Origin of the sequence: Nonomuraea sp. NPDC050536, from assembly GCF_044457685.1 — a bacterium.
Classification (GTDB): Bacteria; Actinomycetota; Actinomycetes; order Streptosporangiales; family Streptosporangiaceae; genus Nonomuraea.
This window is the reverse complement of sequence record NZ_JBITHD010000003.1, coordinates 307,576-321,534: the sequence shown is the minus strand read 5'-3', so window position 1 is coordinate 321,534 and position 13,959 is coordinate 307,576. Positions and strand designations below refer to the sequence as shown.

Here is a 13,959-nt window from a genome sequence, read left to right as displayed (position 1 = left end):
CTACGCCCGCTAGGAGGGCCCGACCATGACCCGTCTGGATACCCGGCCACGCACGTTCTTCGATCTGCCGGGTCGGGAGACCACCGTGGGCAGGGAGGTACGCGGCGGCCTGACCACGTTCTTCGCCGTCGCCTACATCGTCCTGCTCATCCCGATCATCCTCAGCGGAGCCAAGGACGTCACCGGCGCCACGCTGACCATCCCGCAGCTCACCACCGCCGTCGCGCTGTCGGCGGCGCTGACCACGATCCTCATGGGCCTGGTGGGCAACGCCCCGTTCGCCCTGGCCTCCGGACTCGGTGTGGCACCCGTCGTCGCCTTCCAGGCCGCGCCGCACATGAAGTGGGACCAGGCCATGGGGCTGGTCGTGCTCGAGGGCGTGGTCATCGTGGTCTTCGCGCTGACGGGGATCAGGCAGCTCGTCATCGACGCCATCCCCACCCCGCTCAAGCACGCCATCGGCGTCGGGATCGGCATGTTCATCGCGCTCATCGGCCTGGTGGACGCCGGCTTCGTGGGCAGGGGCGAGGGCACGCCCGTCGTCCTGGGCACGGGCGGGCACCTGACGGGCTGGCCGATCGTGGTGTTCTGCGCCGGGCTGCTGGCCATGATCGCCCTCTACGCCCTGCGGGTGCCGGGCGCGATCCTGATCAGCATCGTCTTCGCCACGGTCCTGGCCATCGTCGTCAACGCCGTCGTGCCTGGCCTCAAGTGGGGCGTCGTGACGCCCTCGATGCCCTCCACGATCATCGCAGTTCCCGATTTTTCACTACTTGGGCAGGTTGACCTGTTCGGTGGGTTCGGGTCGGCCGGGATACTGACGGCCACCGTCGTGCTGTTCACGCTGGTGCTGTCCGGGTTCTTCGACGCGATGGGCACCATCATCGGCGTCGGCGAGGAGGCCGGGCTCGCCGACGCCAACGGCCAGATCAAGGGCATGAGCAAGATCCTGACGATCGACGGCCTGGGCGCGATCGTCGGCGGCGCCACCGGCGCGTCGGCCAACACGGTCGTCGTCGAGTCGGCCGCGGGGGTTGGGGAGGGCGCTCGCACCGGCCTCGCCAGCCTCGTGACCGGTGCGCTGTTCGCCGGCGCCATGTTCCTCACGCCGCTGGCCGCCGTCGTGCCCTCGCAGGCGGCGGCGCCCGCGCTGGTGCTGGTCGGCGCGCTGATGATGACGGCCGCCCGCAAGATCGACTGGAACGACCTGGACCTGGCGATCCCGGCCTTCCTCACGATCACCCTCATGCCGTTCACGTACTCCATCACCAACGGGGTCGGCGCGGGGATCCTCACGTACACCGTCATCAAGGCGGCGCGCGGGAGGTGGCGCGAGATCCACTGGCTCCTGTGGGTCATCAGCACCGTCTTCCTGGCCTACTTCGGCATCGACTTCATCGAACGCCTCCTCGCCTGACCCGAGCTTCTTCCCGTACGGCAGGCCGCGGGGATCCGGGGTTCTCACGGTGCTGCCTCGCTTCTTTCTTGTGCGGCGGGCCGCGGGGGGCCGGGGTCCTCATGGTCCTGCCTCGCTTCTTTCCTGTACGGCAGGCCGTGGGGACCCGCCGCCCGCCGCACGGGGCCGGGGACGCGCGTCCGGCGTGTCCCTCACGGCGGACCAGCGCCCCGCCGTCACGGCGCACCATCACGTGGCCCGGGCGTCCCCGCAAGCCCGGGTCGCGTCCCCGCCCCGTGGCCCGCAAGGGAGCCCGGGTCCGTTTCCGCCCCGTGGTCCGGGCGTCCGAAGGGAGCTCGGGTCGGTCTCCGCCCCGTGGTCCGGGCGTCCCATGGGAGCTTGGGTCGGTCTCCGCCCCGTGGCCCGGGCGTCCCATGGGAGGCCGGGTCGGTCTCCGCACCCGGGGGCGGGTCCTGTGCGTCGTTGCGGTGGCTTGGCACGCGCGCCCGCCGGCCGTCTCCCTGGACGGGGCCCGGCCGGAGTGCGGCCACTGGCGGTGGGGTGGCTTGCCGTAACAGAACCTGAAGGGAGAAGACCCGTGCGGGAGATCGCGAACGAGCTGCGGGAGTGGATCGCCGAGGGGCGGCGGTTCGCGGTGGCCAGCGTGGTGGCGACCGGCGGGAGCGCGCCGCGGCCCGCCGGGGCGGCGCTGGCGGTGTCCGCGGAGGGCGCCGTCGTCGGGAGCGTGTCCGGCGGGTGCGTCGAGGGCGCCGTGTACGAGCTGTGCCTGCAGTCTCTGGAGGAGCTGCGACCGCGGCGGCAGTCGTTCGGCTACAGCGACGACGAGGCTTTCGCAGTGGGCCTGACCTGCGGCGGGACGATCGAGGTCCTGGTGTGGCCGTTCATCCCCGCGCGCCAGGGCAGCCCCGCGGCCGAGGACCTGGCGGCGCTCGACGAGCACCTGGATTCCCTGCTGCGCGGCACCCCGACCATCCTCGTCCGCACCCTGGACGGCCCACCCAGGACCCTGGCCGTGCGACCCGACCGGGTACGCGGCACGCTGTGGGCGCCACCGGCGGTACCGGGCAACGAGCGAGAACATCAGGCGCTACCGGCCGGATCGGGGGAGCAGGTGGTGGCCGGCGCGGTGGATGAGGTGGTGACGCGGCGGGTGATGGTCGGGGCGGCGGGTGAGGTGGCGCAGGAGGTGATGGCCGGAGTGGTGGATGAGGTGATGGTCGGGGTGGTGGAGGAGGTGCGGGCCATGGTGGGGGTCGGGGTGCGGGAGATCTGCAGGGATGGGGTGCGGTTCGAGGTGTTCGCCGAGGCTTACGCGCCGCCGCCGCGGATGATCGTGTTCGGGGCGATCGACTTCGCGGGGGCGTTGACGAGGGTCGGGCGGTTTCTGGGATATCACGTGACGGTGTGCGACGCGCGGCCCGTGTTCGCGACGCGGCGGCGCTTTCCCGAGGCGGACGAGGTGGTCGTCGAGTGGCCGCATCGGTATCTCGGCCGTACCGAGGTCGACGCGCGCACGGTGATCGCGGTGCTGACCCACGATGCCAAGTTCGACGTGCCCGTACTGGAGGTGGCGCTGCGGCTCGACGTGGCCTACGTGGGCGCGATGGGCTCACGCCGTACCCACGACGACCGTCTCCGCCGGCTCCGCGAGGCCGGGCTCACCGACCGCGAACTCGCCCGCCTGCGCTCGCCGATCGGCCTCGACCTGGGCGCCCGCACTCCTGAGGAGACGGCGCTGTCCATCGCCGCCGAGTTCGTAGCCCTCCAGCGCGGCGGCACCGGCCTCCCCCTCACCACGCTGTCAGGCCCCATACACCACGCCGCCTGACCCATCGCCCCGGCCCTCGCTTGTACGTCGCCCCGACCGCGACGAAGATCCAGCGAGGCCTTCCCCCAACCGCGCGGGGCGTGTTCGAGGTTCGCGGGGGCTTCCCATGATCCGCTTCGGCGCGGTCAGCCTCGCCCTACCCGCGCTGCTGACCGGTTACGGCGCCGGCGCGAGCCTGTCCGGCCCGGTCCTGACGGTCTTCACGGGGCCGGTGTGGTGGGTGGCCTTGTCTACGGCGCGCGCCTGGCGCGGCACGGCTTCTCCGCCCTGTACGGCGCGGCAGGCCTGGCGGTTGCGTGGCTGATCGACCGCATGCCCGCCCAGTCGGCGATCGTCGTGTGCGCCCTGGCCGCCGCCGTGGTCATCCTCGCCTCCTCGGCCGCCGACACCCGAGCTCGTCGCCTCGCCCACGCGACGTAGCCGCCGATACACCTCTGCCGGCCTCGACGAATGCGGTAGCCATTGGCCGACCCGCATCGTAGGCCTGCTTGGTTACCATGGGTTGAATTGATTTCCTGGTCAGGCCTGGCAGCGATAGTTCCAATGCGCACAGAAGGAGAAGCCGTGACCGCGACAATGGATGCGTCAGCGGGCATCGGCATGACGCCGGAGCAGTTTCAACGCTTCGCCGCAGGTGCCCCGGAGGGCTACCGGGTTGAACAAATCAACGGAGAGGTATACGTGACGCCTCCGGCTGGTGGTGACCACGACATCAATGTGGCGGAGATTGCTTCACAGATACTCGCCCATCACGGCCAGTGGTGGACCTTCGAGAACCGTGGCCTGATGATCAAGGACTACCGCAACGGGCACTCCATTCCCGATGGTGTGGTGGTGGACTCGCGCAGGGCGTTCGCCGGGCAGCCTGAATGGGCCGATGCTTCGCCGGTCCTGGCGCTGATTGAGGTCACGTCAAGTGGTCACGAAGATCAGGATCGGATCGGGAAGCGTGATGCCTATGCCCGCGCTGGAATTGGGATGTATCTCCTCGTGGACCGCCAGCGCAGAGAGGTGACCGTGTTCTCGGCCCCTGAGGATGACCGCTACGGGGACGTCCACACTGTGCCATACGGCAAGCCGCTGGCCCTGCCAGAACCGCTGGTCTTCACGCTCGACACCAGCAGCCTGGTCTAGCGTTCGCCCTGGCGCCCGGGTGGGGCGCCTCAGGTCGAGAGCTTGTGTTCGAGGGGTGTGCGGAAGCGGGGCGTGATCTTGGTGGTGCCGAGCCACGACGACAGGCGGGCAGCTTCGGCCTCGATGGCCGTGCGGGCGTCCGAGCCCACGTCTTCAAGGAGTTCCCAGGTGATCTCGCCTGACTCGCGGGTGGCCCAGCCGCCGACGACCCGGCCGTTCCACCACACCGTCGGGCCGATGTTGCCCGTGCGGTCGAAGAGGTCGGCGCGGTGTTCCGCCGGGAGATACCAGTCGCGGGCCTGCCAGCCCATCGGGGTGGGGTCGAGAGCGGGAAGCAGGGCCGCCCACGGCTCGGGTTCCACGAGGTCGACGTCGTCGGCGAGGACGTAGCCCACGCCCTCGTCCAGCGCGACCTCCACGGCGCCGACGGCGGCCAGGGCCTTGCGGACGTCGCCGAGGGTCCAGCCGGTCCACCACTTGATGTCCGCCTCCGTGCCGGGGCCGAACGCCGCCAGCCAGCGGCGCACCAGCTCCGCCTGCGCCTCGCGGACCTCGAGCGCCGGGATGTCGCCGGAAAGGGCCCAGCCGTGGGCGCCGCTGATCCAGGTGCCGGTGGGGCGGCCCTGCCGTACCAGGGTGCCCTCCATCGCCATCAGATAGAGCAGCCGCATGCCCACGCTCTGCGTGGTCTCGTAGGACTTGCCGCGGCCGTAGACGATCTGCTCGCGCAGGCCGCCGACGAGACCGCCCAGCTGGGCGCCGGACGCCTCGCCCGCTGAGCCCAGGGCCTCGACCACCGAGGTCTCGACCCCCGCCACCCAGGCAGCGTCGAAACCCGACTCCAGCAGCGCCTTGGACAGCGTCCTGCGCTCCTTGGCGGCGATGGCCGCGGCCGAGGACCACTGCACGACGGGCACCAGGTCGGACGGCACTACGAACAGCGTTCGCCGCATGCCGGTCATCCGCACCAGCGTCCGCTCGTCGTAGAGCGCACGCTCGACGACCTCCACTCCGGGGTCGGTGAGGCGCGCGCCCGCCGACAGGTACACGGTCGCCGGGTCCGTGGCGTGCAACGCGACGACCGACTCGGCCGCCGCCTGTGGGTCGTCCAGCCGCCGCGCCAGCCCCTGCCGGACGCCCAGCCGGGCCCGCCGCTGCTCCACAGAAATCCGCATGCGTTGGAGGATCGCACACTCCTCACCCCATGCCGACGCTTGGACCAACGCACAAGATGATCCGCGCACGCCCCGCCCAGGTTCGGATCTCTTGCGGCTAGTCCGGGCGCGGGCCCGCTGTGTGTACTGAAGCCCCGGACCTGGGAGGGAGCCCGGAATGGCTTTGATGTTCCTCAACGGCGGCGCGATGCGCGGCGGGCCGTTGCACCACCTGCTCGACGGCGCGCCGCTGGTGTCGCAGACCCGCACGGCGCCGAAGTACCGCTTCTACTCCGTGGACGGCAGGTGCCCCGCGCTGGTGCCCGTCGCGCACGGCGGCGCCGCCATCGCGGGCGAGCTCTACGACGTCGAACTGGACGTGCTGCGCGACCGGCTGCTGCCGGCCGAGCCGCCCGAGCTGGAGCTGGGCGTGATCGAGCTGGCCGACGGCGGCTCGTCGTTCGCGATGCTGCTGCGCAGGCCGCTCACCTCGCACGTGCCGCTGATCGACATCACCGACCAAGGAAAGTGGGTCTCATGAGGTTCGACGTCAACTGCTCGATCCTCTTCACCGACCTGCCCGTGCTCGAACGGCCCGCCGCGGCGGCCGCGGCCGGGTTCGAAGGCGTGGAGTTCTGGTGGCCGTTCGAGCGCGCCGTACCCGAGGACAAGGAGATCGAGGCGTTCGTCGCCGCGATCAAGGACGCGGGCGTGCGGCTGGTCGGCCTCAACTTCGTCGACGACATCCCGCAGGGCCGCGGCTTGTTCTCCCGTCCCGGCGATCTCGTACGGCTGCGCGACAACTTCGACGTGGCGGTGGGGATCGCCGGACGCCTGGGCTGCACGGCGCTCAACGCCCTGTACGGCAACCGGGTGGGCGGGATCGACGCCCAGCAGGACGAGCTGGCACTGGAGAACCTGGCGCTGGCCGCCCGCAAGGCCGCGGACATCGGCGCCGTGGTGCTGGTGGAGGCGCTCAACGGCTACGAGTCGCCGTCCTACCCGCTCGTCTCGGTCAAGGGCGCGATCGACGTGATCGAGGCGGTGGGCGAGCCGAACGTGCGCTTCCTGGCGGACCTGTACCACCTGGCCCGCATGGGCGAGGACCTGGAGGCCGCGCTGCGCCATCCGCTCACCGGGCACGTCCAGATCGCCGACAACCCCGGCCGCGGCCGCCCGGGCACGGGCTCGCTGCCCTTGAAAGAGCTGCTCGACGGCTACGACGGCTGGGTGGGGCTCGAATACAAGGATCCCGATTTCGACTTCGACTGGATCGCGGAGTGGTCGCCTGTGCCGGAGAGCGGCAGCTTGCGTAACCAGCGGAGGCACGTGCGGGCCACGACCATTAGACAGGAGTTCGTCGCGTGAAGATTGGTTTCATCGGGCTTGGGATCATGGGCAGGCCCATGGCCGGGCACCTGGTCAAGGCTGGGCATGAGGTCACTGGGTACGACCTGAAGCAGGTCGACTTCGGCGGGACCTGGGCGAACAGCGTGGCCGAAGCGGTCAAAGACGCCGAGGTCGTCATCACGATGCTGCCTGCCGACCCGCAGGTCGAGGCAGTATTTCCCGAAATTTCGGCAAACGCGCCCGCCAACGCCCTCTACATCGACTTCTCCACCATCACTCCCCAGACCTCGCAGAAGCTGGCGGCCAAGTGGCCCAGGACGATCGACGCCCCGGTCTCGGGAGGCGAGAAGGGCGCCGTGGACGCCGTTCTGTCCATCATGGTCGGCGGCTCGCAGGAGGACTTCGAGGCCGCCAGACCGATCTTCGAGGCGGTGGGCAAGACCTTCGAGCGAGTCGGCGGCCCAGGGGCGGGACAGTACGTCAAGGCGGCCAACCAGCTCGTGGTCGGCGGCACCTACGCCCTGATCGCCGAGGCCATCGTCCTGATGGAGGCCGCAGGGGTCGACGCCACCAAGGGCCTGGACGTGCTGGCGGGAGGCCTGGCGGGCAGCCGCGTCCTGGAGCTCAAGCGCGAGTCCATGCTCGCCAGGAACTTCCAGCCCGGCTTCCGCGTCGACCTGCACCACAAGGACATGGGCATCATCCTGGACGCCGCCCGCGGCGCGGAGGTGGCCATCCCGATGGGCGCGCTGACGGCCCAGCTCATCGCCTCCGCCCGGGCCCTCGGCCACGGCTCACTCGACCACTCGGCCCTGCTCCTCGTGACCGAAAGGCTGTCGAAGCAATGAAGATGCCCGCGATGAACGCCGTCGTCCACGTGCTCAAGGACGAGGGCGTCGACGTCGCCTTCGGCTGCCCGGGAGCCGCGATCCTGCCGCTGTACAAGGCGATGGAGCAACTGGGCGGCATCGAGCACCTGATCGTCCGCCACGAGGAGGGCGCCACCCACATGGCCGACGGCTGGGCCCGCACCAACGGCCGGGTCGGCGTGGCCATCGGCACCTCGGGACCCGCCGGCACCAACATGATCACCGGCCTGTACACCGCGCTGGCCGACTCGATCCCGATGATCTGCATCACCGGCCAGGCCGCCTCCACCAAGCTGCACCAGGAGGCGTTCCAGGCGGTAGACATCGTCTCGATCGCCGAGCCCGTCACCAAGTGGGCCGTGCAGATCAAGGAGGCGGGCCAGGCGCCGTGGATCTTCCGCGAGGCCTTCCGCGTCGCGCGATCGGGCCGTCCGGGGCCGGTCCTGATCGACATCCCGGTCGACGTCGCCCAGCAGCTCATCGAGTACGACCCGGCCATCGACGCGCCGCTGCCGGTGGCCGCCGTCGAACCCCACCTGCCGCGTGTGGAGCGGGCGCTCGACCTGCTGCTGGCCGCCGAGCGGCCGCTGCTGCTCGCGGGCGGCGGCGTCATCATCGGCGAGGCCCACGCCGAGCTGAGGGAACTGGCCGAGCTGCTGCAGATCCCCGTCCAGGTCACGCTGATGGGCAAGGGCTCCTTCGACGAGGACCACGCGCTGTTCGCCGGCATGACGGGCGTGCAGACCTCGCAGCGGTACGGCAACGCCTCCTTCCTGGAGTCCGACCTGGTGCTCGCGCTCGGCGCCCGCTTCGGCGACCGGCACACCGGCAAGCTCGACGTCTACCGGGGCGAGCGCACCTTCATCCACGTCGACATCGAGCCCACCCAGCTGGGCAAGGTGTTCGAACCCGACCTGGGCATCGTCTCCGACACCAGGCTCTTCCTCCGGGCGCTGATCGCCGCGGCTCGCACCCGCGGCGCCGGCCGTACTCCCGGAGCGTGGGTCGAGCGCGTGCGGGAGCTCAAGCGGACGCTCGTCAGGCGCGAGGACTTCGACGACGTGCCCGTCAAGGCGCCGCGCGTCTACAAGGAGATCAACGAGTTCTTCGACGACGAGACCTACTTCGTCACCGCCATCGGGCTCTACCAGATCTGGGGCGGCCAGCACCAGAAGGCCGGCAAGCCGCGCCGCTACCAGGTGTGCGGGCAGGCCGGGCCGCTCGGCTGGGAGATCCCGGCGGCGATCGGCGTGAAGAAGGCGGCCCCGGACGCGCAGGTCGTCGGCGTGGTCGGCGACTACGGCTTCCAGTACCTGGTCGAGGAGCTGGCCGTGGCCGCGCAGTACGACGTGCCGTTCGTGCTGATCATGCTGAACAACGAGTACCTCGGGCTGATCCGCCAGGCCTCGATCGGATTCGACATGAACTACGAGGTCGACATCCACTACGACGAGTTCGGCACCGACAACGTCAAGATCATGGAAGCGTACGGCTGCGCGGGACGCCGGGTGTTCGACCCGAACGAGATCCGCTCGGCGCTTGAGTGGGCGACCAAGCAGGCGCAGGCCACCTCCCGCCCGGTGCTGGTCGAGGTCATGATCGAGCGCGAGGCGAACACCCCGCACGGCCCCGCCATCGACGCGGTTCGTGAGTTCGAACCCGTGTGATGATGGGCACGCCTTCCTGCCCGCTCGCACCGGGCAGGAAGGCGCGTCAGACCATTGTTCATCACCTGCAGGAGTTCGTCGTGGTTGAGCACGTCCTTGTCGCCCCGGACAAGTTCAAAGGATCGCTGACGGCGGCCGAGGCGGCCGCCAGGGTGTCGGCAGGCCTGGGCGTCCCCACCGTCGAGCTCCCCGTGGCCGACGGCGGCGACGGCACCGTGGACGCGGTCGTGGCCTGCGGATTCGACCGTGTCACGCTCGAGGTCACCGGCCCCACCGGCGAGCCCGTCCAGGCCTCGTACGGCAGGCGGGACGACACCGCCGTGGTCGAGCTGTCCGAGGCGTCCGGCCTCAGGCGGCTTCCCGGCGGCCGCCAGCCGCTGACCGCCACCAGCTACGGCACCGGCGAGCTCGTCAGGCACGCCGTCACCCACGGCGCCAAGCGCATCGTGCTCGGACTGGGCGGAAGCGCGAGCACCGACGGGGGAGCGGGCATGGCCCAGGCGCTCGGCGCCCGCCTGCTCGACGCCTCCGGCCAGGAGCTCGGCCACGGCGGCGCCGAGCTGTCCCGCCTGGACCGCATCGACATTTCCGGATTTATCGATCTTTCGGGTGTCGAAGTGGTCGTGGCGAGCGACGTGGACAACCCGCTCCTCGGCCCGCACGGCGCCGCCGCCGTCTACGGCCCGCAGAAGGGCGCCACCCCCGACGACGTCGAGCTCCTGGAGTCCGCTCTGTCGCGCTTGGCCGCCGTCGCCACCCGCACCCACGGCCTGGTCGGCGCCGTCGAGCACGACGACGTCGTCCGCCCGATGGGCGTGGCGGGCGCGCCGGGCGCCGGAGCGGCCGGGGGAGTGGGCTTCGCCGCGCTCGCCTTCCTGCGCGCCGAGACCCGCCCCGGCATCGAGTACCTCCTCGACCTGCTCGGCTTCGGCGAGCACGTCAAGGGCGCCCGCCTGGTGATCACCGGCGAGGGCTCGCTCGACGAGCAGTCGCTGCGCGGCAAGGCCCCGGTCGGCGTGGCCCAGGCCGCCGCCGAGCACGGCGTGCCCGTGGTCGCCGTCTGCGGCCGCCGTACCCTGTCCGACGCCGAGCTCCAGACCGCCGGGATCGAGGCCGCCTACGCGCTGACCGACCTCGAGCCCGACCCCGCCCGCTGCATGGCCGAGGCGGGCCCGCTGCTCGAACGCCTGGCCGCCCGCATCGCCGCCGACCGCCTGTGAGGAGTCCGATGTACGACCTGGTAGTCCGCTCCCGCAGGACCGTCACCCCGGAGGGGGAGCGCGCCGCGGCGGTAGCCGTACGGGATGGGAGGATCGCGGCCGTCCTCGGCCATGGCACCCCCGCGGACGTGGACCTGGGGGACGTCGCGCTGCTGCCGGGGCTGGTCGACACGCACGTGCACGTCAACGAGCCCGGGCGCACCCACTGGGAGGGGTTCGCGAGCGCCACCCGGGCGGCCGCCGCGGGCGGGGTCACCACGATCGTGGACATGCCGCTCAACTCGCTGCCGCCCACGACCGACGTGGCCGCCCTGGAGGCCAAGGTGCGCGCCGCCGAGGGCCAGTGCCACGTGGACGTCGGCTTCTGGGGCGGCGCCATCCCCGGCAACCTCAAGGACCTGCGCCCCCTGCACGACCGCGGCGTCCGCGGCTTCAAGTGCTTCCTGTCGCCCTCGGGCGTGGAGGAGTTCCCCCAGCTCTCCTACGACGAGGTACGGCAGGCGCTGGCGGAGATCTCGGGATTCGGCGGGCTCATGGTGGTCCACGCCGAGGATCCCGACCTGCTGGCCGAACCCACGGGCCCGTCCTACGCCGAGTTCCTCGACTCCCGCCCCGGCGCGTCGGAACGTTCCGCCGTCGAGCGCGTCGTCGCCCTGGCCAGGAAGACCGGTGCCCGCGTGCACATCCTGCACGTCTCGAGCGCCGACTGCCTCGACGTGCTGGAGGCCGCCCAGGCCGACGGCGTCCGCATCACCGCCGAGACCTGCCCGCACTACCTGACGCTGGCCGCCGAGCAGGTGCCCGAGGGCAGGACCGCCTACAAGTGCTGCCCGCCGATCCGGTTCGCGGCCAACCGGGACCTGCTCTGGGACGGCCTGGCCAGGGGTGTGCTGAGCTGCGTGGTCTCCGACCACTCGCCCTCGACGGCCGACCTGAAGGTGCCCGACTTCGCCGCCGCCTGGGGCGGCATCGCCTCCCTGCAGCTCGGCCTGCCCGCGATCTGGACCGAGGCGTCGCGCCGCGGCCACACCCTCGGCGACGTGGCCCGGTGGATGTCGGCCAACCCCGCCGCGCTGGCCGGGCTGACCGGCAAGGGCGGGATCGTCGCCGGAAACCACGCCGACCTGGTCGCCTTCGATCCCGGCGGGCAGACCCCGGTCGACGCCCGCCGGCTCGAGCACAAGAACCCCGTCACGCCCTACGACGGCCTCACCCTCACCGGCGCCGTCCGCACCACCTGGCTGCGCGGCCGGGTCGTCGCCGCCTCCACCGGCGGCACGGCGGTCCCGAGCGGCGCGCCGTACGGAGAACTCATGTTTGGAGAGCACTGAATGCCCAGCTTCACCGCCCTGCCCGACCTGGCCCTGCGCTCCCACGGCGGAGCGGTCCTGGCCGCGAGCGACGAGTCGTTCGCGGAGAAGGAAGCGCTCATCAGGCCGGGGCGGCCCGCGTTCCAGGCGGAGACGTTCGGCAACAAGGGACAGGTCTACGACGGCTGGGAGACCCGCAGACGGCGCGGCGAGCCCGGCCACGACTGGGCGATCGTGCGGCTCGGCATGCCCGGCGTGATCCGCGGCGTGGTGATCGACACCGCCTGGTTCAAGGGCAACTACCCGCCCTACGCCTCCGTCGAGGCCACCGAGCTGCCCGGGCACCCATCGGTGGACGAGCTGCGGGCCGCCGACTGGGTGGAGATCGTGCCGCGCGGCGAGCTGAAGGGCGACGCCGAGCACGCCTTCGAGGTGTCCGGCGAGCGCCGCTACACCCACGTCAGGCTGAACATGTTCCCCGACGGGGGGATCGCCCGGCTGCGCGTGCACGGCGAGGTCCGCGCGGACCTGTCCGTCTACGAGGGGCTCGGCCTCGACCTGGCCGCGCTGGCCAACGGCGCGCTCGTGACGGCCTGCTCCAACGAGTTCTACTCCGCGCCCAACAACGCCATCGCGCCCGGCCTGGCCCGCCACCAGGCGGAGGGCTGGGAGACCGCGCGGCGCCGCCAGGAGGGCAACGAGTGGCTGGTCATCCGCCTCGCCGCCCGCGGCGTGATCAGCCTGGCCGAGATCGACACCACGAACCTGCTGTTCAACGCGCCCGCCGAGGTCAAGCTGACCGGGCTGGACGGCGACAGGGAGTTCGAGCTGCTGCCCAGGACCCGCCTGCAGCCCGACACCCCGCACCGCTTCCGCCTCGAAAGGCGGGAGCCGGTGACGAGCGTGCGCGTGGACATCTACCCCGACGGCGGCCTGGCCAGGATCCGCCTGCTGGGCACGCTCACGCAAGGATGACGGACGCGACCTGCGGGACGAACGGCAGCCGGGTGACCGCGAGGCGCGGATCGCCCGGCCGCCACAGCGCCAGCACGCCCGCGTAGTCGCCGTCGTCCGGACGCACCGCGTCCGTCGCGGGGAAGGCGCCGGCCAGAGCGAGCCGCCCGTCGGGCAGCCACGACACCGACAGTGCCTTCAGCGCGGCGGGCACCGGCATCCCCGGCAGCCTGCTCCACCGGCCCGAGGAGACCTCCAGCACCCACACGTCCAGGTACTGCCGCGGCCCCGGCCAGGCGGGATCGCCGAAGGGCACGGCGATCCACCGCCCGTCAGGGCTGGGCAGGCCGTGGGACGCCGTCCCCTCTGTGCGCGGGGAGTCCAGCGCCCGCCTGCGCCCGCCCGCCACGTCCACCAGCGCCAGGCGCCCGTCCTCGGCGACCAGTGCCTGCCCGCCGGCCACGGCGAGGATCTGCCGCGCCCGCAGCCGCACCTTGCCGGTCGCGGGATCCGCCAGCCGCATGTCCCCGTTCTCCGGCCGGATCAGCAGCCCCAGCGGCGTGGCGGCATCCACGCCGTCCGCGCAGGCCGCCGTCCGCGCCCCGGCCCCGCCGTCGAAGCGCAGCTCCCGGCATCGCGCGCCGGACCGCACCCAGACACCGCCACCGTCGGCGCTCGCAAGCGCGAAGTCGCCCTCCGCCAGATACCGGGCGCGGCCGGCGCCCGGCGCCAGTGTGTAGAGACTGCGCGTCCCCACCGTGATGACGGCCCGCTCACCGGCGCCGAAGCCCCAGGTGTCCCCGCGCGGCAGCCCCGACACTGGAGTGCTGCCACGGCGGTCGACGTCGTACACGAACGGCTCGCCGCCCGTCGCCACCAGCCGCACCCCCGTCGGCCCCGACGGCGGCACCCCCGTCAGCGGCGCGAGCGGCGCCAGCCGGGCGGGTGTGGGCGCCGGCGCGGCGGGTTCCCGCGCGGGCGCGCACGACAGGACGAGCAGGAGCAGCAGGCCGCATCGACGGATCACACCTCTGATACCGCCGGACGCGCCACCAG

Annotated in this window: 13 protein-coding genes; 11 read left to right on the top strand and 2 right to left on the bottom strand. The window is 71.8% G+C overall.

The annotated features are described in order from the left end of the window. Positions 1 to 25 precede the first annotated feature (25 nt). From ACIBHX_RS11500 to ACIBHX_RS11485, 4 genes are all read left to right on the top strand, one after another. Complete coding sequence (locus tag ACIBHX_RS11500; RefSeq protein WP_397066548.1) at positions 26 to 1,417, top strand: NCS2 family permease; 1,392 nt, start codon at positions 26 to 28, stop codon at positions 1,415 to 1,417. Positions 1,418 to 1,994: 577 nt separating this feature from the next. Continuing rightward, positions 1,995 to 3,245, top strand: coding sequence for an XdhC family protein (locus tag ACIBHX_RS11495; protein ID WP_397066547.1), 1,251 nt, complete (start codon positions 1,995 to 1,997; stop codon positions 3,243 to 3,245). 213 nt (positions 3,246 to 3,458) lie between these two features. After that, complete coding sequence (locus tag ACIBHX_RS11490; protein WP_397066546.1) at positions 3,459 to 3,665, top strand: hypothetical protein; 207 nt, start codon at positions 3,459 to 3,461, stop codon at positions 3,663 to 3,665. Positions 3,666 to 3,809: 144 nt separating this feature from the next. After that, on the top strand, positions 3,810 to 4,379 hold the full coding sequence (locus ACIBHX_RS11485) for a Uma2 family endonuclease (protein ID WP_397066544.1): 570 nt from the start codon (positions 3,810 to 3,812) through the stop codon (positions 4,377 to 4,379). Between the two features lie 29 nt (positions 4,380 to 4,408). On the opposite strand, the gene ACIBHX_RS11480 is transcribed toward ACIBHX_RS11485, so the two are convergent. After that, the gene (locus ACIBHX_RS11480) at positions 4,409 to 5,554 is read right to left on the bottom strand and encodes a winged helix DNA-binding domain-containing protein (RefSeq protein WP_397066543.1); all 1,146 of its coding nucleotides are present in this window, start codon (positions 5,552 to 5,554) and stop codon (positions 4,409 to 4,411) included. A gap of 157 nt (positions 5,555 to 5,711) precedes the next feature. Here ACIBHX_RS11480 and ACIBHX_RS11475 point away from each other — a divergent pair, with 157 nt between their 5' ends. From ACIBHX_RS11475 to alc, 7 genes are all read left to right on the top strand, one after another. Further along, complete coding sequence (locus tag ACIBHX_RS11475; RefSeq protein ID WP_397066541.1) at positions 5,712 to 6,074, top strand: gamma-glutamylcyclotransferase; 363 nt, start codon at positions 5,712 to 5,714, stop codon at positions 6,072 to 6,074. Beyond that, positions 6,071 to 6,901, top strand: a complete 831-nt coding sequence (locus tag ACIBHX_RS11470) for a hydroxypyruvate isomerase family protein (RefSeq protein WP_397066539.1) — start codon at positions 6,071 to 6,073, stop codon at positions 6,899 to 6,901. The genes ACIBHX_RS11475 and ACIBHX_RS11470 overlap by 4 nt, the downstream gene beginning before the upstream one ends. Positions 6,902 to 6,927: 26 nt before the next feature. Further along, positions 6,928 to 7,731, top strand: a complete 804-nt coding sequence (locus ACIBHX_RS11465; protein ID WP_397067066.1) for an NAD(P)-dependent oxidoreductase — start codon at positions 6,928 to 6,930, stop codon at positions 7,729 to 7,731. 2 nt (positions 7,732 to 7,733) lie between these two features. After that, positions 7,734 to 9,419 (top strand): glyoxylate carboligase, encoded by a 1,686-nt coding sequence (gene gcl / locus ACIBHX_RS11460; RefSeq protein ID WP_397067065.1) that lies wholly within the window; start codon positions 7,734 to 7,736, stop codon positions 9,417 to 9,419. Positions 9,420 to 9,499: 80 nt separating this feature from the next. After that, positions 9,500 to 10,639 (top strand): glycerate kinase, encoded by a 1,140-nt coding sequence (locus tag ACIBHX_RS11455; protein ID WP_397066537.1) that lies wholly within the window; start codon positions 9,500 to 9,502, stop codon positions 10,637 to 10,639. Positions 10,640 to 10,647: 8 nt separating this feature from the next. Then, positions 10,648 to 11,970 (top strand): allantoinase AllB, encoded by a 1,323-nt coding sequence (gene allB / locus ACIBHX_RS11450; RefSeq protein WP_397066536.1) that lies wholly within the window; start codon positions 10,648 to 10,650, stop codon positions 11,968 to 11,970. Further along, positions 11,971 to 12,924, top strand: coding sequence for an allantoicase (alc, locus tag ACIBHX_RS11445; RefSeq protein WP_397066534.1), 954 nt, complete (start codon positions 11,971 to 11,973; stop codon positions 12,922 to 12,924). On the opposite strand, the gene ACIBHX_RS11440 is transcribed toward alc, so the two are convergent. Then, complete coding sequence (locus tag ACIBHX_RS11440) at positions 12,911 to 13,930, bottom strand: hypothetical protein (protein ID WP_397066533.1); 1,020 nt, start codon at positions 13,928 to 13,930, stop codon at positions 12,911 to 12,913. The two genes, alc and ACIBHX_RS11440, sit on opposite strands and share 14 nt — an antisense overlap. Between the last annotated feature and the right edge of the window lie 29 nt (positions 13,931 to 13,959).

Excerpts from the sequence above, each read along its gene's own strand:
- gcl (WP_397067065.1), top strand. The coding sequence starts at position 7,734 with ATGCCCGCGATGAACGCCGTCGTCCACGTGCTCAAGGACGAGGGCGTC.
- ACIBHX_RS11465 (WP_397067066.1), top strand. The coding sequence starts at position 6,928 with ATGGGCAGGCCCATGGCCGGGCACCTGGTCAAGGCTGGGCATGAGGTC.
- ACIBHX_RS11480 (WP_397066543.1), bottom strand. The coding sequence starts at position 5,554 with ATGCGGATTTCTGTGGAGCAGCGGCGGGCCCGGCTGGGCGTCCGGCAG.
- ACIBHX_RS11470 (WP_397066539.1), top strand. The coding sequence starts at position 6,071 with ATGAGGTTCGACGTCAACTGCTCGATCCTCTTCACCGACCTGCCCGTG.
- allB (WP_397066536.1), top strand. The coding sequence starts at position 10,648 with ATGTACGACCTGGTAGTCCGCTCCCGCAGGACCGTCACCCCGGAGGGG.
- alc (WP_397066534.1), top strand. The coding sequence starts at position 11,971 with ATGCCCAGCTTCACCGCCCTGCCCGACCTGGCCCTGCGCTCCCACGGC.
- ACIBHX_RS11500 (WP_397066548.1), top strand. The coding sequence starts at position 26 with ATGACCCGTCTGGATACCCGGCCACGCACGTTCTTCGATCTGCCGGGT.
- ACIBHX_RS11475 (WP_397066541.1), top strand. The coding sequence starts at position 5,712 with ATGGCTTTGATGTTCCTCAACGGCGGCGCGATGCGCGGCGGGCCGTTG.